The organism is Vibrio hangzhouensis (assembly GCF_900107935.1).
Lineage (GTDB): Bacteria > Pseudomonadota > Gammaproteobacteria > Enterobacterales > Vibrionaceae > Vibrio > Vibrio hangzhouensis.
The window spans coordinates 65071-85375 of record NZ_FNVG01000014.1 but is presented as its reverse complement, the minus strand read 5'-3'; the positions used below and the strand labels follow the sequence as shown (position 1 = coordinate 85375).

Sequence of the window (20305 nt, the reverse complement as noted above, 5' to 3'; positions counted from 1 at the left end):
CCATTTGTCGATTTACAGCAAGATATATTAGTTATTATTGTTATTATTGTTATTACATCAACCATCCAATAGCAATATTATGACATCAATTGAGAAAGGAGATTGATTATGCTTTAGTGTCAAAGAATGGTAATTCAGCAAAAATGCATTAAATCATCAGACTCTCAACAGTTGGTTTGCTAAGAATCGTCCAGCTTCGTGCATCTCGGCCACCACAAAAAGCGGTGGCTGATTGCATTTTGCAGTACTAAAAGTTATTTGATGGGTAGATTTTAGTCGAAGCGCCCAAGTCGTTTCTGTCCAGAGGCGTGCTGATTGGGCATGAAATACGAAAGTGTCCCTAAATCATCTAGAACAAATAATCAACCAGATCTAGGTGTGTGCGTTTTACCCTATCAAAAGAGTTCTGAACTCTACAAATCTGAAAGTTTTTCCACACGAAGCAGTCTAACCCAATATCTTTGTAACTAACCTATTGATTTAAAGTTGAAGCCTAAAATGAGAGACTGCATTATGTGATCATAAAATACGGACACTCGCCGTATAGAAAGCGTTATGTTAATCAGGAGGATTAATGAAGGGTTCTTGTTTATGTGGTGATATTCAGTTTGAAGTTAAAGGTATTAAGCCTAGCTTGTATCAGTGTCACTGCTCGGTTTGTCGTAAATCAACGGGTTCGTCCTCAAATACAGCTGCGATAGTAAATGAGACAGCGTTTAATTGGATAAAAAAGGCGTCAGATATTCGAGAGTTTAGCCTTGATAGTGGATACCGTGTTGATTTTTGCGGTCGTTGTGGGAGTCCAGTACCTAATAAGCTAAGAGGTCGAAAGTTAGTATGGGTTCCAGCTGGGCTACTTGAAGAGAATGGGCTTAAAATAACCCAACATATCTTCGTTGGGTCTAAAGCTCATTGGGATATCATAGGTGGGTCAGCGACATATCACAAAGAAATGCCTAGTTTAGAAGAGTTTGTAGAGCTATTAGACAGTTGAAGCAAATTAACATACAAACAATTTAAGCAAATTCGCAATACTTGGCACTCTGGGCTTGCAGTGTTTTTTGGTGTTTAAGGTGATATGCAGCAACTTAGTTTGTACGTTGCTCACTACTCAAGCAGGCATTACCCATTTTCTCATCGTTCAATGGTCTTTAGTTGCTCAGGCTAAGAAGGCTCTGTCTTGAACCTTCATAGGTGACCACATGCCAGAGCCGATCACTGCAAACACATCTTTGCCCCATTATGTTTCAGCGAGGTTTTGAGCCGATAAATTCTGTCCTTGATTTATCGGCACTGCCCGAGCGAACGGAAGCAAAGATTCGGTGAACGATTTCTCCCATTTCTGTCATATCGGGAGATTGTTTTCAACGCTCACGTTTGCATAGCTATTCAGAGTAGCTTCCGCTTATCCCAAAGTAAAGATAAGCGGATCTTTACCGATCAAATCCAAACGTCGTTTTCAGCTTTTAGGCTACTATCTGTATCACCAGTATTGACTACACCTTTAGGCTCAATAAGCATTACGTGACACTCCTTTTCTGCAACTGGCTTATGCTCAATTCCCTTAGGGACTATGTACATTTCTCCTTCATTTAATTCGACATAACCATCTCGAAGCTCAATACGCATAGAGCCGGAGATAACCAAAAATAGCTCATCGGTATCTTTGTGGTCATGCCAAGTAAACTCACCCTCAAATTTTGCCAGTTTTACTTGATAGTCGTTCATTTCTGAGATAACACGAGGTGACCAAAAATCATTAAATTTTTCAAATTTGTCTTTTAAATTTATTGCGTTAGTCATTATTTTTTCCTGATATTTACTTGGGTTAGTTATGCTTAATAAAGAAGTTTACGTTCAATGTCTGACTAATTGTTGGCAGATAACATTACACCAAAGGTCACAAGCCCCGCTCCGCAAACCTGATTTATTCTGCGACCAAATTGCTGAAAGATACTTAAAACCTTGGTAGATGTAACAAGAAATGCCAAAAAGCAAAACCAAACAACGTGTAGTAACGTGATGTATAAACCACATATCAACACAAAGAGTAAGTTGTTGTCATTTTCCGGTGACACGAGTTGACTAAATACACTGAGAAAGAACAATATTGTTTTAGGGTTCAGTGCGTTACAAAGAAAACCCTGTGCAAAATATTTCTTAGCACTGCTACCTGTCGGATTTTCGTTCTCAATGTCAATTACAAGTTTAGAGCTAAACAATCCTGAGAGGCCAAGATAGATTAGATACGCTGAACCTGCGTACTTAATCATACTGAAGATAGCCGCGTTCTGTGATAATAAGTGACTAATCCCGAGTATTGAGTAGGTAATGTGAATACAAATGCCAAGGCCAATGCCTAGTCCAGTCATTAGTCCTGCCTTCCGTCCACTACTAAGGCTATTTTTGAACACTAATACAAAGTCTGCACCGGGGCTTATCACGATTAACAGACCTAGAATTGCATAACTTATTATTTCCATATCCACTCTCTTTGCACCTTTAACTTGTCGCCATTGTAATGATTACTGAACGAGTTATAATCGAAAAAAATGCATAGTTAATGTGAGAAAAAGTCACAAATGAGACACCTAAAAGCCTTTCATGTTTTCCATATTGCAGCAGAGTCTTCCAGTTACAGTGAAGCAGCAGATAAGCTACACATAACTCACGGAGCAGTGAGTAAACAGATAAAACTGTTAGAAACTCACCTGTCTAAGGCATTGTTTTGTAAGAATGGCCGGGGAATGAGCCTTACTCCGGAAGGGGAATTGCTCAAGCAATACACCAGTGTAGCCTTTGATGCATTAGATACAGGAATCAATAAGCTAAAAGAAACAACGGGTAATTATCTTGAGATCTCCTGTGAACCAACATTAACCATGCGCTGGCTCATGCCAAGACTTTCTAATTTCTATCAAAGCTCTGGGGTTGATATCCGTTTGTCGACAGCAGGCGGCCCGGTGGTTTTGGGTGAAGCCGGGTTATCAATGGCAATTAGGCGGGATGATTTTGATATCCCCTCTGACTATGTGATGCATAAGTTGGTTGAAGAATGGGTTGGCCCAGTGATGTCTCCTGAATACTGGAGTATGATCCAAAGTAATCATGAGGACATAACGTTACTGCATAGTAAGACGCGTCCACATGCTTGGAATAATTGGGTAGCGGCATCAGGCTATGACTTTTACCAGAATAAGTCTAACCAATCATTTGATCATTTTTATTTCTGTATACAGGCCGCGGTTGATGGTCTGGGGGCAGCGATCGGCTCATTTCCATTAGTTGCTGATGATCTGAAAGATGGAAGGCTTATTGCTCCTTTTGGTTTTACCTCGTCAGGACATAATTACGTTCTATTACGGCAATCACAAGAACTGGAAATCAAAGAAGAGCAGTTTCAACAATGGTTGGAAGCGGAACTATCAAGGAGCACACCTGAGAAGCTAGAATTATGCACCTAGTGTGAGTGGTCATGCGTTGATGTTCATATTACTTAAAAATGCTTTTGCTCATTTATGCCCATTTCCTATCACGCCGACCACCGCCGACAACGGTGGTCTTTGACGTTTTAGGATGCTAGAAGTTATCCGAAGGGTAGATTTCTGCCGACAATCCAAACTCAGAAATGTCCAAAAATGAGTTATGAAGAAACGCTGTTGCTTGTAATCACCGAGTGATTCTGTCGCAATTGACTCACTCTCTACTTTTTGATGTGGGAGGCAAAGGAAATCAATCAAATCTTGCTCAACTTAATCTCTAAGGTGAGCAAGACTTAACTTTTTGCCAATGGTTTGTTGTATTGGCCTGTATTTTTTACAGACTCACGTTACAAGCTTATTTTGCTGTTAAGGCGGTACCATCGAAGCGAATGCCTGCCCATCCGTGTTGGATAAAATTGCGGATGTTGGCATGATCGCTACCCTCTGGGTTCTTTAAAACGTCGTCACGATAAAACTGACCAAAGCAGGCCAGAGTTGACGACTCATCTAACCTCTGCATCTGAGCGAAAGCAAAAATCTTACAAGAACCATTATTTTGCCCTGCTTGATTTTCAGTTTCTCCATTCACAAAGCTGACTGGGGTAAATTCAAAATGTTCGTCAATAACTTGCATCGTCTGCTCAAACATGACTTCATTTGGTTTTGTCGCCAGCAACTCTAGAAATTTATCCATATTATATCCTCCCTTGCTAATGTGCCGAATTCGTACTGTACCATCAGATAAATGGAAAGTGACGATACGAGGTGAGAAAAAGTCCTTGCTGACGGTAATTACGATTCTGTCGCATGAATTTTTTACTGTTGGCGGTTTGCCTCTCCCAATTGTCAAAACCGAGTTGTTCATTCGTTGAAATTCACTTGTGCGAGAATGTTTGCGGTAATCCGATAGTCACCTACGCTTTCATATTGATCAGTGCGTGGCTTTTTTATGTGATGATTCGACAAATCATTGACTATTGATGTTGCAAACCTTGACCTTCCCCTAGGGGGAAGGTCTATAATGGCATCGTTTTTATCATTTTCGGTTGACCATGCATCTAAGTCTTGTCAGAAAAACCTGGATATCGCTAATCAGTGTTGTCGCGCTACTTGCATCAACGCTAGCTGTTAGCATGCCCGCAATGGCGTTTTCTTCCGACATGACACCGGCTTCACAGCACAGCACGATGATGGACTGTGGCTCAATGGCAGACGCGTCAGAGAACTCTCATCACACTTCAATGGCAGAATCGAGCAGTGAATGTGCCGATAGTGACTCAATGCACAGTTGTTGCAGCGCCACGTGCGCAAACAGTGTTGGTGTGATCAGTGCCGATCTCATGCATGGTATCCACGTTTCTCTCTATTCCAAGCGTGTAACCGACGTTGTGTCTGTTGCAGTTTCCAGAATTACCGATCTCGAACGGCCCCCTCAAGCTTAATCCAATCTTAATTTTTACTTCTTCTTAGTCCCCTCTAGGAAGCCGTTTAACTATGCTTGTAACAAAGCATATGAGATTGGGAATTATCGTGAATAAATCCATCAATATGGTTACGCTTGCACTAAGCGTAGCGCTTACAACGCCAGCGATGTCTTTTGCGAGTAACTTAAGTGGCAACAGTCATTCGCAATCAGTGGTGCAAACATCAACAACTCTGGAGCAATTGATAGAGTTTGCTATAGCTAATGATGCAAACCGCACTCAGTATTTTGCTCAGTCGGAAGCTATGCGACAGTCTGGCATTGCCAGCGCAACGCTAAAAGACCCTGTGCTTAAAGTCGGTGTCGGTGGATTGCCAACTGACAGTTTTCGACTTGATGAAGATCCAATGACCAATGTGTCTGTTGGTCTGATGCAACAGTTTGGTCGCGGCTCAACTTTGGATCTGCAAAATCAGAAAGCGCAGAAACAGGCCGATGGTATTGAGTACCAGGTAGACGTACGAGAGCTCGAAATCGCTAACAGCATCGCCAAACTATGGCATGAGCTGGGCTTTCAACAGCAATCAGAGCGAGTGCTGACTGAAAATCAGAAACTGATGCAGGAAATGGAGCGGTTCATTCAGACAAACTATGCGATAGGGAATAGCGAGTCTCAGGATCTTATCCAGGCCCAGCTTCAGGTGAGCAGGCTGGATGAAAAAATCCAGGCCAATCGCCAGATGCAAACCCGCATTATATCGCAGTTGTCGGAGTGGCTGGGAAGTCAATGGCTGGCCAGTCAGCCAACCATTCATGCCTCCACCACCTCGGACTGGACCCTGCTCGACAGCAGACTCTCTGCTCAAAGTCACTCAGGCTATTATGCGTTGCTGAACCAACATCCAATGGCTCGCATGGCTGACGTCCAGATCGCAACCAGTGAAACGCAGGTGGCGATTGCGGCAGAAGCCTATAAACCCCAGTTTGGCGTTGAGGCGATGTATGCGCATCGACGTGCCAATAATATGCGTGGCGAGCCGGCACCGGATTTGGTCAGTGCCTACGTCACCATGGACATTCCTCTGTTTACTGGCAATCGTCAGGACAAAAATCATGCGGCTGCCGAATATCAGGTTGTCGCCTCAAAATCCAGTAAAGATGCCTTACTTTCTCAAATGAACGCCAATGTCAGTGCGTTAGTGATGGACAGGCAGAATCTTGCCGAGCGCCTTGGGCGTTATCAGCAAACCTTGCTACCACAAGCGGAAGCCAGAACCAGAGCGGTTGAACGGGGTTATGAGAACAACACCGCGCAATTTAGTGATGTGATTACTGCAGCAAGTGATGAGCTGGCCATTGAAATCGAGGCATTGAGGCTGGAAACCGACTTGAGTCTGGTTAACAGCAACTTGTCCTATTTTTTAGGCGGCTTCAACTATCAAGCTGAAAGACCCACGTTGGCTACTCCGTCAAAACAACAATAATTCTGAGAAGGTACTAAACCATGAAAACGCTAAATGTAGCGCTATTAGCACTGGCCGTTGGTGCAGGCATCGGGTTCGTTGGAACTCAGTATTTAGGTGGTCATGATATGTCGAGCATGTCTGGCAACACAGAGAGTAAGGAAGCCGATGAGCCACTTTATTGGGTGGCACCGATGGATCCCAACTACAAGCGGGACCAGCCCGGTAAATCTCCCATGGGAATGGATCTCATCCCTGTGTATGCCGATGATCTGAGCGGAGCCAACGATAAGCCGGGTACGGTAAAAATCAATCCCGCAGTGGAAAACAATCTCGGAGTGAAAACCGAAGTCGTAAAGCAGGAGAAGCTATCTCCGCGTATCGAGACCGTCGGATATATCGCTTTTGATGAAAGCCGATTGTGGCAGACCAATGTTCGTGTTTCTGGTTGGGTTGAGAAGTTGTATATCAACGCTGTGGGCGAGAGAGTGAATAAGGGCGATGTGTTGTTCAAGCTTTATTCGCCTGAGTTAGTCAAAGCACAGGAAGAGCTTCTCAATGCGCATCGAACCGGCAGAAACAGCCTGATTCGTGGTGCAACGGAACGTTTGACGACACTTGGTGTGGATCAACAGCAGATCCGTCAAATCGTAAGACAGGGTAAGGCCTCTCAAACGATTGATATTAAAGCGTTAGGTAACGGCGTTGTCGCAACGTTGAATATTCGTGAAGGGGGGTATCTATCACCGGCTCAGTCGGTCATTAGTGCAGGGCCCATTGACGAAGTATGGGTAGATGCTGAGGTCTTTGAACGTCAGGCTGAGTGGATCAAAGCTGGCAGTCAGGCAACGATGACGCTGGATGCTTTATCGGGTCGAGAGTGGCAAGGTGAGATCGATTATGTCTATCCGATCCTGGACCCCGCAACAAGAACGCTCAGAGTCAGGTTGAAGTTTGCCAACCCGGATTATCAGCTTAAACCCAATATGTTTGCCAACATCGCACTGCAGCCAATAACCGAGCAGTCGGTACTGACCATCCCTCGCTCTAGTGTGATTCGCTCAGGAGGCATGACCCGCGTAGTACTGTCTGAAGGTGAAGGCAAATATCGTTCGGCTCGCATCGAGATTGGACGTGAAGCACGAGATCGGGTTGAAGTATTGCAAGGGTTAACGCTCGAAGACACTGTGGTGACATCGGCTCAGTTTATGTTGGATTCTGAATCAAGCCAGAGCGCTGACTTGTCCCGCATCAATGGTGTAGAACCACCTGCTGAGACGGTCTGGGCGCAAGGAGAGATCACCAATGTGATGGCGGGTCACAATATGTTGACCATTAATCACCAGCCGGTACCGGAATGGAATTGGCCGGGAATGACGATGGACTTTAATGTTGAAAAAGACGTGGATATTGCCGCACTGGCAACGGGTCAGCATATTGAGTTTGAAATGGCAAAAACCGAATCGGGGCAATACACCGTCACGGACATCAAGGTCAGTGATAAAGCCGTGGTTAGTGAGGTTTGGGTTGATGGCAGTATCACCATGCTGATGGCAGATTTTGGCATGATTACGCTCAGTCATGACGCTGTTTCAGAATGGGGCTGGGAGCCGGGAGAGATGAACTTCACCACTAATGGAGAAGTTGATCTGGCGGGTTTCTCTGAAGGCGAAGTGGTACGGTTCCTGGTGACTAAACAGGGCTCGGACTACGTGCTTATTGATCTTCAGCATGGAGGAAGTCATCCATGATTGGAGCCATTATTCGCTGGTCCATCAGCAATCGATTTCTAGTCTTGGTAGCGACCTGCTTTCTGACGCTGGCAGGGCTCTACAGCGTGAAGAACACGCCTGTTGATGCTATTCCGGATCTGTCCGACGTTCAGGTCATTATTAAGACCAGTTACCCGGGACAGGCACCGCAGGTGGTGGAAGATCAGGTTACATACCCTCTGACCACAGCCATGCTCGCCGTGCCGGGCGCGGAAACAGTTCGAGGTTATTCCTTCTTTGGTGATTCGTACGTCTACATAATATTCGACGATGATACCGACATGTACTGGGCGAGATCGCGGGTGTTGGAGTATTTAAGTCAGGTCGCGCCCAACTTACCAGCACAGGCAAAGCCGACCCTTGGACCCGATGCAACGGGGGTGGGCTGGATCTACAGCTATGTACTGCAAGACAAAACGGGTCAACATGATTTAGCTGAGCTACGCAGTATTCAGGACTGGTTCCTGAAATATGAACTTCAGACCGTCGCCGGAGTGTCTGAAGTGGCTACCGTGGGTGGGATGGTCAAGCAATATCAGGTACAGATTGATCCTGCCAAATTGCGTGCTTACGACCTGACGTTGCAACAAGTCAACATGGCGATCAAGAACGGAAACCAGGAGACAGGGGCTTCGGTGATAGAAGTCGGTGAAGCGGAACATATGGTCCGTACCACGGGTTACCTGACTAGTATTGATGATATCAAAGCGCTGCCGTTAAAAGTCACCAGTAAAGGAACGCCGTTGCTATTGGGTGATATTGCCGATATTGATTTAGGCCCGCAAATGCGTCGTGGCATATCGGAATTTAATGGTGAAGGCGAAGCGGTGGGTGGCGTCATCGTGATGCGCTTTGGTGAAAACGCCAGTCAGGTGATTGAAGACGTAAAAGTTAAGCTGGAGGAGCTACAGCGTGGTCTTCCTGAGGGGGTGGAGATTGTTCCCACCTATGATCGTTCCACTCTGATCGATGCCGCCATTGAAAACCTTTGGAAAAAGCTGGCGGAAGAGTTTGTGGTTGTTGCTATCGTCTGTGCGCTTTTCTTATTTCATATTCGTTCATCGATTGTCATCGCTATCAGCTTGCCAGTTGGCATTCTATCGGCCTTTATCGTCATGCACTGGCAAGGAATCAACGCCAATATCATGTCGTTGGGGGGGATCGCCATTGCCATCGGTGCCATGGTGGATGGGGCGATAGTGATGATCGAAAACGTCCATAAGCATATTGAGAAGACGCCGCTGACGGACAAAAATCGTTGGCAGGTGATAGGTCGAGCAGCCGAAGAAGTGGGTGCTCCGCTGTTTTTCTCGTTGTTGATCATCACCCTGAGTTTTGTACCGGTGTTTGCGCTGGAAGGTCAAGAAGGCAAAATGTTTTCTCCGCTTGCCTATACCAAGACCTATGCAATGGCGGCGGCAGCGGGTTTAGCGATCACCCTGGTGCCGGTGTTAATGGGATACTTTATTCGCGGTAAGGTGCTTCCTGAGCATAAGAACCCGGTGAATAAGGCTCTGGTCGCCCTATACCGCCCTATGCTTAACCTCAGCTTGCGCTATCCCAAGTCGATGATTGTGGTGGCCATTGCTTTGATGGGCTCGGCTTACTATCCGACCAGCAAGTTAGGCAGCGAATTCATCCCTCCTTTAGATGAAGGGGATTTGATGTACATGCCGACGACTTATCCGGGTATCTCTATTGGTAAAGCACGCGAATTATTGCAGCAAACCAACAAGCTGATTAAGACGGTGCCAGAAGTCGAAACGGTATGGGGCAAGATTGGTCGTGCCGAAACAGCGACGGATCCGGCGCCACTGACGATGATAGAAACCACCATTCAACTGAAACCAAGATCAGAATGGCGTGAAGGTGTCACCACGGATTCGTTGCGTAAAGAGTTTGATGATCTGGTTCAGTTCCCAGGGCTGACCAACGCTTGGGTGATGCCGATTAAGACCCGTATTGATATGTTGGCGACCGGTATTAAGACACCAATAGGCATCAAAATAGCAGGGCCCGAACTTGCGGTTATCGAAGAGATTGGCGCCAACATTGAACCGATTCTTAATGCGGTTGAAGGGACAGTCTCGGTCTATGCGGAGCGGGTTGCCGGTGGACGTTATGTAACCATTGATATTAAGCGACTTGCCGCCGCACGTTACGGGCTGAATGTTAATGACGTTCAGCAGGTGATCTCAACGGCCGTCGGCGGTATGAATGTTGGGGAAACCGTCGAGGGGTTAGAGCGTTATCCTATCAATGTACGTTATCCCCAAGACTACCGCGACTCTGTTGTGAAACTACAGAATTTGCCACTGGTGACGCCAAATGGTGCCCGTATCGCTCTGGCGGATGTCGCTGACATTCGCTATGAAGACGGCCCGCCGATGATCAAAACCGAAAATGCTCGCCCTAACGGCTGGGTGTTTGTGGACATCGCGAATCGGGATCTCGGTTCTTACGTATCAGAAGCACAGCGAGTGGTTGCCGATCAACTGGTGCTGCCGGCCGGTTATTCGCTGACCTGGTCTGGTCAATATGAATATATGGAACGCGCAAAGGAGCGATTGAGTGTAGTGGTGCCAGTCACCCTGGCCATTATCGTGCTGCTGTTGTATCTCAGCTTCAGACGGTTAGGCGAGGTGCTAGTTATTATGGGTACTCTGCCCCTGGCGATGGTTGGTGGTTTGTGGTTGATGCATTACCTCGGCTACAACTTCTCTATTGCTGTAGGGGTTGGATTTATTGCCCTGGCGGGTGTGGCGGTGGAGATTGGCGTGATTATGTTGGTGTATCTCAATCAGGCCTGGCATGGACGCAAGTTATTAGCCCAGGAGAGCGGGTTACCACTTACCCCAGATATGCTCACCGATGCCATTCGTGAAGGTGCCGGGCTGCGTGTTCGTCCGGTCATGATGACCGTGTTGACTGTCATTATTGGCCTTATTCCAATTATGTATGGTACTGGCACCGGATCCGAAGTGATGCAACGTATTGCGGCGCCTATGATTGGTGGTATGGCGTCAGCGCTTTTGCTTACTTTGCTGGTGTTACCAGCGATTTATAAACTGTGGAAATCGAGAGAGATCCAAAACTAAATCACGCACCAACTCGTATGAAATGAGTTGGTGCACCTGAATTCAAAAGGGAAACAAAGATGAAAAAAACACTGATTACTCTGGCTCTTGTTGTTGCGTCTTCAAACGTCTTGGCTGATAGCTCTGGTCATGCACATATGGATCACTCCAATATGAATCAGGAGACTATGGACCATTCAAAAATGGATCATAGCAATATGATGAATATGGAGGGGATGTCCGCCGTTGGAATGCCTGCCACCGGTGCAAAGCCAGATAAAGTCGTTCATGTGATCTTAAGTGATGATATGAAGGTAACTTTCAAGCGTGATGTGACGATTGAGCCTAATGATGTGGTGCAGTTTGTTGTCATGAATACTGGCAAAATGGACCATGAGTTTTCCATCGGTTCGATTGCAGAACAACTGGAACATCGTGAAATGATGAAATCCATGTCAGGGGCTCATGATCATCACGGCATGGGAAATGTGGTCTACGTCAAACCGGGTAAAGCTGGGCAATTGTTGTGGCATTTCCACGGAGAAAAAGAAGTGGAATTTGCCTGTAACATCCCTGGCCATGCTGAAGCCGGAATGACCAAGACTATCAACCTGAAGTAATCAAAACCCTCTCATTTCTAGTGGTGGCTTTGCGGACAACTTAGCCACCCTGGCTCATTAGCCATCGCATTTCTAAACGTGCCGGAGTAGCGTTGAGTTGAGTCTGGTATATTAATGGGAAAGACAACCATGTGGGTGCTTCTTGTTCCATGACTTTTCATGAAAGAAGTAGGCAATGGTATTGATGCTCGGCTCTAATACGGCCATAACACCCCCCGCTAATACATCGCCAGTCAGCATATACACCACGCCAAAGGCCACCGAAAAATGGACAACCGCGAAAGAGGCGGTTTTGACGGCTTCATTGCGCCCTAGTGTGTTCAGCAGACGATTTTTCTGCCACGCCTTTTCATGAAAGTAGAATGCTACGGTGTTTACCGCTGGCTCCAGCATAGCAATCATACTGGCAACCAACACTTCACCGGTCAGCAGGTAAGCCACAGTGAAGGCGATAGTAAAGTGTATGCTGGCAAAGCGAAGTGTTTTAATCATGGTTGTTCTCACTCAGTTCATCGGTATGACTAGAGTATGGATGACCGGTAATGAGAATTAAAATCAATTAAACCTGTTTTATTGATAGGTATAAGCTATGTCAGTGCGGGCATTTGATTCATTGAACCATGAAACTTTTCGCTGTTTCCTCGATTGCACTGTAAGTGCAATGCGGCGTTGGACGTTTGGTATTATAAATTGCAGCTACAAAACACACGAAAAGCGAGTGCGGGTATCCTGGTATCGGCAGGGACACTAGATATCTTCTGATGTACAAGCAACTAGTGTCCCTCCTGTATCAGGGTGGCCTCTAGGCGGCCACGGAGCGGTTTTCAACAAGCCGGTAGCCAGTTGACGATTTAACGATCTGACCTGTCAGTAGAGCTTGGTTGATATGCCGTCCCACCGTATTGCGTGACATATTCAAAAGTGAAGCCAGTGTACTGATGTTCAGCGGGATAGAGCCATCGCTGGTTGCGACGCTGATAGCCGCCAGAGCCATATCAATTTTCCGCTGGATATTTTTTTCGCCGCGAAGCTGGAACAGGGTAAGGCAGAAACGTTGCTTGCGGGCTAGCGAGAGGTTAAGCATTTTCGAAAATTCGCAGCAGGTACCCATGAGTTGTTCGACAGCAGAAAAGGGCAGTAACAGCACGGTACAATCGGTGACCGCCTGGATGTCTGCCTGACTGCCTCCCCCCAGAATGAATGGCACATCATTAATGATTATCCCAGGGGTAATCAGATTGTAGATCAGAGTGATACCTTCATCGATGGCAGGGTAAAAGCCCAACACGCCGTCGAGTGGAATGGCCACAAAATCCGCCATTTGTTCCTGAAAAAAGAGAAACTTTCCTTTTGGCAGGGAAACGATACGCCCTTGCTGAATCAGTTTTTCTGACAGCGCCTCATTCGTCAGATAGTGTCTTTTCAGTACATGATGGAAGTTCATCAAAGGCCTCTTACTCGTCAGGATGGATTGTGTCAGCCCACAGGGCGTTGAATTAAAATTGTACCGTCCGACCCAACGGTGATGTAGCTGCTCTCAGTTATATGAGTCATAGCCTACGGTTATCATTCAGTCTTAGATTCGGTCAACAGGTTTTAATTTGTAATCTGTGTCACTAATTCATTAATAGAGTTATCAAAACGCCGCTTATGCACTCCCAGTGCAACCGACTTACGTGTCGCTTAATAGCATAGCTCTCTTCCTTTCTGTTCCACTTAAACAATAAACGGATGAGTATTCTATGAAAAAAGCAATCGCACTGGCGACGGTGCTGGTTAGCACTAACTTTGTAGCTATCGCTAGTGAAGACAGTCAGGTTCAGGATATGTCTGATCCACTGGCGGTCTATACCCAGCTTGGCGGAGGTATTACCGACCGGGGATTGAACTTCAAAATGGGCCAGACTTTTGATACCGGCAGTGAAACGACCATGGGCATGAATGTACTGGAAATTAAAGGGGCTCTTGGTGAAACCCTAGGTTTTCGGGACGATGCGAACGACAGTGTAGACAGCATGCGATTCCGCCGTTTTCAAGCGGATATGACTAACGGCCGGGGCATGCAAATCGACGCCAATTATGACTTTAACGCTGAGGCAGGCAGTCTGTCTTATAGTTTTATTCAGGCACTGCCTAAGTTTGGTCCGGTGCAGTTTTATCCGTTGGCAGGCGTAGGGGTTGCGTTCGCCAATAATGCGTTGGGCGATAATGGTGAAGTCATTAGTGGTTATTCTGTGCCAGGGACGTTTGGTCTGGTCGGTACCTATACCAAAATTGAGATAACAGACAAGATCTGGCTGAACTATAACCCAATGTGGATGACTACCTTGTCCGGTTCAACCTTGTATACCGAAGCAGGGTTCAATGGCGAGTCTTCGGTACTGGCCCATGAAGTGGCGGCTTCTTATCAGTTTACGCCACGCTTTAATGTGCGTTACTTTGCCAACTGGACCGAATACAGTCAGTTCAAAGACGGCGAACACCGTATTGAATTCAATTATCAAATCTAACTTTTATGGCGCACCCCGATGCGTGAGGTGTGCCTGAAGTTGACTTGCCTGACATTATCGCCAGCGAATATCAGCAACAGGGAAGGGATGCACTCGCAGTGCAATGGTGAATAATCATTTCATTACAATGGCCTCACTGTAAATAATGAGTTCCTTACCATGAAAAAGACCCCTTTGGCAGCGTTGCTGCTTGCTGCATTTTCCTCTTCTTCTTTTGCTGGTGGCATTGTTCTACATGAAATTGCCACGTTCGACAGTGTGTCTTCTGCAGGGGTGGGTAATGCCTCCAATCGTACAGACGCCAGTGCGGCCATCACCAGTCCGGCAGGCTTGACTGCTATTGATGACAACAGCTTTTCTATTGGTGTTCAATATTTGGATGCTCATACAGAACACAATGGCAAAGGTCCAGGCGATACCAATCTTTCGACCAGTGGTAAAACACGTTCTTTGGTACCAAGCCTGGCCTATGCGCAGCGTGTGAATGATAGTTGGGTGTTGGGTGCGTCGTTACATGGTGATGGTGGTCTTGGGATGGAGTACGACGAAGGATTGGTTGGCGGTGGTATTGTTGATTCTATATCACAGGAAGCACTCAACCTTCAGTTGGCAGCTGCTTATCAAGCAAATGAAAAGTTGTCGTTGGGTGGTGCGGTTGTTGTCCAGCATCTCATGACATCTTTTGAGACCGGTAATGCTACCAATATTGATGCTTCTGGAAGCTCTACTGCGTTAAGTTTTATGCTTTCAGCAATGTATGATCTTTCTGAATCGACCTATCTATCTGCTAACTATAAACATCGTATTAAGCATGACTCTGCTGATATAGATGTCTCCATTAATGGAAATGACATCGTACCGATTGAGCAAGATCTAACTTGGCCATCCCGTTTAGACTTAGGTCTTCAGCATAAAATCTCAGACGAGTTGACCTTCAAAGCGATGACGGGGGTTGAGTTCTGGTCACAATTTGATGATGCCGCAAACAACGTTTATAGCTTGGGTACAGCGCTCGCGTATTCTCAACATGATTGGACCTACCAGGGCGGTATCCGTTACGACTCGAAAATGTATGACACTGACAAAATGACCCCTGCGCTACCTATCGGAGCAAACTGGTCATTAGGTCTTGGTGCAGAAAAAGAGCGTTCAAATGGCCATCGAATCGGTATCGCATATCAATACCGCAATATGGGCACTCAAGATGTCACCTACACTGGCCCTGGAGATACGGTTCCTTATTTTACCGGCAGTGTCGATACCAACCGTATTCATGTCCTAAGTATCAGTTACGCCTACTAACTGAGTAGCTTCACCGAAAGCTGGCCTCTCACAGTTGTGAGGGGCATTTTTGTTTTTTAATTAGAAAGAAAGCGTAATGAAAAAGAATGGTCTGTTTTCATCGGTTGTCAGAGCTTTTGGCTTTGTGACGGTTATGGGGTTGTTGGTGGTAACGGGAGTCTCGGCCAAAGAAAAGCATCATGAAGATCCAACCAAGATCGTCACCAAATTAGGGGCAGGCTATTCAGACTCTGCGTTTGTATCGGGCTCAATCGGCCTTGATGAAGCGAGGATGATCAACGCACGATACAACGAAACCGGAGAATGGCGCTTAGGTGGCTCATGGTTGTTTGATTTAGGGATCGTAAACTTCAACTTTAGCCGTACTGATTATGACAATGACAGCTACCGTAATAACTACAGTATTGGCACCTATGTTCCGCTAAGTTACTTCGATATTTCCCCAGCAGGGTGGATGTTATTTCCCATGGCAGGTTATAGCTATAACGATGGAAAAATGGCGGTGCCTTCAGAAGAGGTCGATAACGAGTACGTACTAATGCGAAGCCAAAGTCACGGCGGTTACTTGGGAATGTTTGGTATTCGACCTATAGAAAACTCGGATTGGAGTGTCCTAGGCTTCGCGGGTGGCTCAGCCGGTTCAGACAACTATCGAGGTTATTGGGGTGGAATGGGAATGAGTTACAAAATCAACGTTCATGCTTCGTTCAACTTTTTCGGTGCGATATCGGAAGACGACTATGGCAATAATAATAGGTTGGGTATGTCTATCAGTTACGAGCTATGACTTTATAACGAAGGTAGACAATCATTTACTCTCTAAGTTGGATAGATATCGTTCAAATTTCTGAGCGTTCATCGGCTTAGAAAAGAAGAAGCCCTGAGCAATATCACATTCAATATCCTTCAGGAAGCTGACTTGTAATTTGTCTTCAACGCCTTCTGCTACAACGGTCATACCCAAATTATGAGCCATTTGTACAATGGACTCCACGATTGTCTTAGCATTTGTTTTGGAACTCACGCCTTCGATAAATGACTTGTCGATTTTTAGGACACTAGCATTAATATCTTTTAAGTAAGCTAAGGAAGAGTATCCGGTGCCAAAGTCGTCAATAGAAATAGTAAATCCACACTTTGCGAGCATCGCCAACATTTCTGATGTCTGTTGTGGATTGGTCATAAGCATTGACTCTGTAACTTCCAACTCAATATGCTTTGGGTAAACGTCAAACCTATCTAAAATAGCTGTAATGATGGGAAGGAAATCTGAGTGATCTAGCTGCTGGATAGATAGATTCACGGCCAAACTTCCCGGTAAGTGAACACCACTTTCTTGCCATTTTTTTAGCTGACAGCATACTTGTTCGATCACCCAAAAACCAATATCGTTCATAAAACCACATCGCTCGGCTATAGGAATAAACTCAGCAGGACTTACTACACCAAGTTCAGGTTCGCGCCAACGCAACAGAGCTTCGGCTCCTATAATTTGTTTCGTTTTTAAGTCGATCTTAGGTTGGTAAACCAAATACAATTCATTTCGATCGATAGCCTTTTCTATGCGAGTAGTAATGTAAAACTGGCGTTGCGACTGTGATCCAGTTGCATCCTTATACGCATAGTAGAAGCGATTAGAAGATTTTGCTTCATACATTGCAATGTCCGCGAATTGCAAAAGTTGTTCAAGGGTGACTCCATCATCAGGATAGCTTGCACTTCCTATACTCACTCCTACGTGATGGTCATTACCATGAATAGATAATGGTTCTAATAGGCTGTCTGACAGTTTCCTTGCTAGTTCACTGGGGCAACTTCCTGAAGTATGGTCGTGAACTAAAATAAATTCATCACCACCTATTCGGGCTAAGATGTCCTCCCCTCCTATGACACTTTTAAATCGGCGGGCAACTTCTCGTAGTGCCATATCTCCGGAGAGGTGGCCACAGGTATCATTAATGGTCTTAAAGCGATTCAGGTCGGCAAAAAGCACTGAGAATCTTACTTCGTAGTTATCATCAATAGTGGCAATTTTTTCATTTAACTTTTCTACGAAATGGGTTCGATTTGGAAGCCCAGTTAGCGTGTCATAGTAAGCCAAGCTATAGATTTCCTTTTGGGCGATTTTAAGTGCAGTAATATCGGTTTTTTCTGCCAAGTAGTACAGTGATTTTCCAGAGTTATCACGTATGATGGTGATAGTAGCTTTCTCAATGTATTCTGTTCCGTCTTTGTGCGTATTAATGAATTCTCCGTGCCAGTCTTTTCCTTGTGAAAGTGACGAGTTCATGTCTTGATAAGTACTTCTTGGTGTTTTTTTAGACTTGAGTACTCTAGGGTTTTGCCAAAGCACTTCCTCTAACTTATAACCACTTATATCTTCAAATTTCTTATTTGCATACAGTATTCTTCTTTTTGTATCTGTAATAACAACAGCATTAGAACTGTGATGAACGATTGCAAATAGGAGATTTTTGTTGTTTTGAACCTCACCTGTTAATGAAAATGAATTGGCCGTGATTAAGCTAAGGCTATCAAGCGTTTCAGATTCGGAAATATCGTCCACACACATTAAGTTGTTTTTATTTGAATGCATTGTCATCCCCACGTATAGGGTTGTTGAAGAAGCGGGTTATATATTGTCGATATTGCTTTGAATTGATTTTGAAGCTATCAACGATTTTCTGTATTCTCTCGGAGTTAATTTGTATTTCTTTTTGAACTGAGTACTGAAGTATGAAAGGCTTTCAAAGCCGCAGTTAATTGACACAAGCGATATAGGTTGAGAATTATAGGTCAGCATTCTTCTCGCCATTTCCAATCTTGTTGAATTTAATACTCGACTAAATTCAACACCTTCATCTTTTAACCTTCGGTGCAATGTTGAACTAGACATATTCATTCTTAAAGCTACGTCGTTAAGTTTCCATTTTGACTTCAAATCCAATGCAAGTAATTCAACCATCTTATCTGTTATGCTTTGTCTAGTGTCTAATACGGGGCAGGTCAGGTTTTCTCTCACTAACTCACATACCAGACTTAAAGTTAGGGACTGTATCATAGTGTTTAAGTTGTCGTCATATCTTAGCCCTAGGTTTACTATAGATTGAAATAATATTTGTATGTTATAAGACTCAATCAAGTTGCACCTATTGTCCGTTGAATTGAGGGTTGACAATGAAGGCGTTACAGGTCTGAAATTTGATAGTAACTTAGTAAATGTGCTTTTATCAATTTCAACCACTTCGAAAGTTATCTGTTTATCTTCAATGGCTTTTAAATTTAGGTTGAAATTTGAGTTGCATGGGATATATATTAAATCGCCATGGGTAAGAGGTTTGTTTGTACTATGCGTCGAGATGTGACCTTCACAATGAAGTAACCGAATAAATTTGTGGCCAATAGATAAAATATCTACCGACATCTTTTTTTTCTTAAAAATGATTTTTTTTGAGCCTACACCAAGGTTACCAGTATCCACAACCAACCTCTTGTTTTTTATCGGTTTTGGTCCTGTCAATAGAATGCCAATCTAGAGGGTATGAAATCAAATAACCTTGAAGACTAATTTCACTATGACGGAGGTATTGATAATGAAGTTCAGTCTCAACTCCGTCAAAAATCACACCATTCTTTGTGTGTGGTTTCAACTTCAATATGTCAGAAGAAATTTTATTAGGATACAGCGCATTGTCAAATAAGTAGCAACGATCTATTTTAATTGAATCCCAGACCAAGTGCCCAAAAGTACTACTGGCTGTAGAGTGTTCGATTGAAAAATCATCCAACCACAATTGGTGCCCGGCCCTTCTTAACTTGGCCAAATTACGGAGCACACAGTCGTTCATAGACTCAAACGTAGTTGAATTTACTTCAAATGCAATCGTTCGCGATGATTGTTCAATTACACTATCGACGAACTCACTATCCAAAAGGCAGTCAAATGTAATATTTAACGATATTAGATGAGATTGCTCTGTAAACATTTTATTAATGAATTGTACTTGTGCGACTACAATTTTCTTTATAAGTTCATTATCCACATCTTCAAAAAAATCAGAATTTTCATAACAATCACCACTTTGAGACAATACTTTTGACAATAATTCATATGCAACTAAATCTTCCGTGGTGGAATGTTGTATTGGTTGAAAAACGAATTCTAATTCAGCGAATCTGGATGTGTCTGATGTAGACTGAACTCTTATGCCAGTACAGATTTTACTGCAATCAATTTGGTACATGACTTACTCCACTAAGCTAGCTCTCTGCCGCTAGAGTTCTCTGCGAACAGCAATGGGATAATCGAGTAACTGACGGTGAAACGCAACGCTTAGCACTATTTTAGTTGAAAAAATGACATAATAATGAAAAAAACGACATTCATTTATAGTTTGTGAAGCTTTTATGTCAAAAATATGACACCGGCTTTCGCTTCTTTGGTTTGAGCAGTTTTCTAATGACAATCTCTGTTCGCGCTGTTTCCTGTGTTTTAGAGCGACAAAATATTGTTGCCTGATTTGCTTTTAAACGTTTGTCTGGAGTAAGTGCTTTATTTAACATTTGTAACGTTTGAATTACATTATAGCTCAGATTCATAAGAGGATTAGATATATCTCATCGGTAAAGAATTACTGGAAGATATATCTGAGTTCA

At 44.5% G+C, this 20305-nt stretch carries 18 protein-coding genes; 10 read left to right on the top strand and 8 right to left on the bottom strand.

Translation table 11 applies throughout. The features are described 5' to 3' along the window. Positions 1-574: 574 nt before the first annotated feature. Positions 575-994, top strand: coding sequence for a GFA family protein (locus tag C4S60_RS14585; protein ID WP_103881088.1), 420 nt, complete (start codon positions 575-577; stop codon positions 992-994). 446 nt (positions 995-1440) lie between these two features. Here C4S60_RS14585 and C4S60_RS14580 read toward each other — a convergent pair whose 3' ends face one another. Together C4S60_RS14580 and C4S60_RS14575 are read right to left on the bottom strand one after the other, a co-directional pair. Then, entirely contained in the window at positions 1441-1803 is a 363-nt protein-coding gene (locus C4S60_RS14580) for a cupin domain-containing protein (RefSeq protein WP_244183108.1), read from the bottom strand. 65 nt (positions 1804-1868) lie between these two features. Beyond that, entirely contained in the window at positions 1869-2483 is a 615-nt protein-coding gene (locus tag C4S60_RS14575; RefSeq protein WP_103881086.1) for a LysE family translocator, read from the bottom strand. Positions 2484-2582: 99 nt separating this feature from the next. On the opposite strand from C4S60_RS14575, the gene C4S60_RS14570 reads away from it, so the two are divergent. After that, positions 2583-3464, top strand: coding sequence for a LysR family transcriptional regulator (locus tag C4S60_RS14570; protein WP_103881085.1), 882 nt, complete (start codon positions 2583-2585; stop codon positions 3462-3464). A 373-nt stretch (positions 3465-3837) separates the two neighbouring features. On the opposite strand, the gene C4S60_RS14565 is transcribed toward C4S60_RS14570, so the two are convergent. Then, the gene (locus C4S60_RS14565) at positions 3838-4176 is read right to left on the bottom strand and encodes a HopJ type III effector protein (RefSeq protein ID WP_103881084.1); all 339 of its coding nucleotides are present in this window, start codon (positions 4174-4176) and stop codon (positions 3838-3840) included. Positions 4177-4534: 358 nt separating this feature from the next. On the opposite strand from C4S60_RS14565, the gene C4S60_RS23455 reads away from it, so the two are divergent. From C4S60_RS23455 to copI, 5 genes are all read left to right on the top strand, one after another. Beyond that, on the top strand, positions 4535-4924 hold the full coding sequence (locus C4S60_RS23455) for a hypothetical protein (protein WP_146060874.1): 390 nt from the start codon (positions 4535-4537) through the stop codon (positions 4922-4924). A 148-nt stretch (positions 4925-5072) separates the two neighbouring features. After that, positions 5073-6389: a TolC family protein gene (locus tag C4S60_RS14560; RefSeq protein WP_244183114.1), complete on the top strand. Its 1317-nt coding sequence runs from the start codon at positions 5073-5075 to the stop codon at positions 6387-6389. Positions 6390-6409: 20 nt separating this feature from the next. After that, positions 6410-8119 carry an efflux RND transporter periplasmic adaptor subunit gene (locus tag C4S60_RS14555; protein ID WP_103881083.1) on the top strand — a complete coding sequence of 570 codons (1710 nt, stop codon included), beginning with the start codon at positions 6410-6412 and terminating at the stop codon, positions 8117-8119. After that, positions 8116-11238 carry an efflux RND transporter permease subunit gene (locus tag C4S60_RS14550; RefSeq protein ID WP_103881082.1) on the top strand — a complete coding sequence of 1041 codons (3123 nt, stop codon included), beginning with the start codon at positions 8116-8118 and terminating at the stop codon, positions 11236-11238. The genes C4S60_RS14555 and C4S60_RS14550 overlap by 4 nt, the downstream gene beginning before the upstream one ends. A gap of 59 nt (positions 11239-11297) precedes the next feature. Continuing rightward, on the top strand, positions 11298-11837 hold the full coding sequence (copI, locus tag C4S60_RS14545; protein WP_103881081.1) for a copper-resistant cuproprotein CopI: 540 nt from the start codon (positions 11298-11300) through the stop codon (positions 11835-11837). Positions 11838-11948: 111 nt separating this feature from the next. On the opposite strand, the gene C4S60_RS14540 is transcribed toward copI, so the two are convergent. Both C4S60_RS14540 and C4S60_RS14535 read right to left on the bottom strand, forming a co-directional pair. Beyond that, complete coding sequence (locus C4S60_RS14540) at positions 11949-12329, bottom strand: DUF2061 domain-containing protein (protein ID WP_103881080.1); 381 nt, start codon at positions 12327-12329, stop codon at positions 11949-11951. Between the two features lie 310 nt (positions 12330-12639). Next, positions 12640-13281: a Crp/Fnr family transcriptional regulator gene (locus C4S60_RS14535; RefSeq protein WP_103881079.1), complete on the bottom strand. Its 642-nt coding sequence runs from the start codon at positions 13279-13281 to the stop codon at positions 12640-12642. Between the two features lie 298 nt (positions 13282-13579). On the opposite strand from C4S60_RS14535, the gene C4S60_RS14530 reads away from it, so the two are divergent. The 3 genes from C4S60_RS14530 to C4S60_RS14520 all read left to right on the top strand — a co-directional run bounded on the left by C4S60_RS14530 (position 13580) and on the right by C4S60_RS14520 (position 16436). Then, positions 13580-14347, top strand: a complete 768-nt coding sequence (locus tag C4S60_RS14530) for a hypothetical protein (RefSeq protein ID WP_103881078.1) — start codon at positions 13580-13582, stop codon at positions 14345-14347. A gap of 159 nt (positions 14348-14506) precedes the next feature. Continuing rightward, positions 14507-15649, top strand: a complete 1143-nt coding sequence (locus C4S60_RS14525) for an OmpP1/FadL family transporter (protein ID WP_103881077.1) — start codon at positions 14507-14509, stop codon at positions 15647-15649. Between the two features lie 133 nt (positions 15650-15782). Next, on the top strand, positions 15783-16436 hold the full coding sequence (locus C4S60_RS14520) for a ShlB/FhaC/HecB family protein (protein WP_103881142.1): 654 nt from the start codon (positions 15783-15785) through the stop codon (positions 16434-16436). Positions 16437-16457: 21 nt separating this feature from the next. Here C4S60_RS14520 and C4S60_RS14515 read toward each other — a convergent pair whose 3' ends face one another. The 3 genes from C4S60_RS14515 to C4S60_RS14505 are packed head-to-tail and all read right to left on the bottom strand — an operon-like array spanning position 16458 to position 19893. Further along, the gene (locus C4S60_RS14515; protein WP_160111369.1) at positions 16458-18245 is read right to left on the bottom strand and encodes a sensor domain-containing protein; all 1788 of its coding nucleotides are present in this window, start codon (positions 18243-18245) and stop codon (positions 16458-16460) included. 36 nt (positions 18246-18281) lie between these two features. Then, positions 18282-19130 carry a helix-turn-helix transcriptional regulator gene (locus tag C4S60_RS14510; RefSeq protein ID WP_103881075.1) on the bottom strand — a complete coding sequence of 283 codons (849 nt, stop codon included), beginning with the start codon at positions 19128-19130 and terminating at the stop codon, positions 18282-18284. Continuing rightward, positions 19117-19893: an EAL domain-containing protein gene (locus C4S60_RS14505; protein ID WP_103881074.1), complete on the bottom strand. Its 777-nt coding sequence runs from the start codon at positions 19891-19893 to the stop codon at positions 19117-19119. The genes C4S60_RS14510 and C4S60_RS14505 overlap by 14 nt, the downstream gene beginning before the upstream one ends. Between the last annotated feature and the right edge of the window lie 412 nt (positions 19894-20305).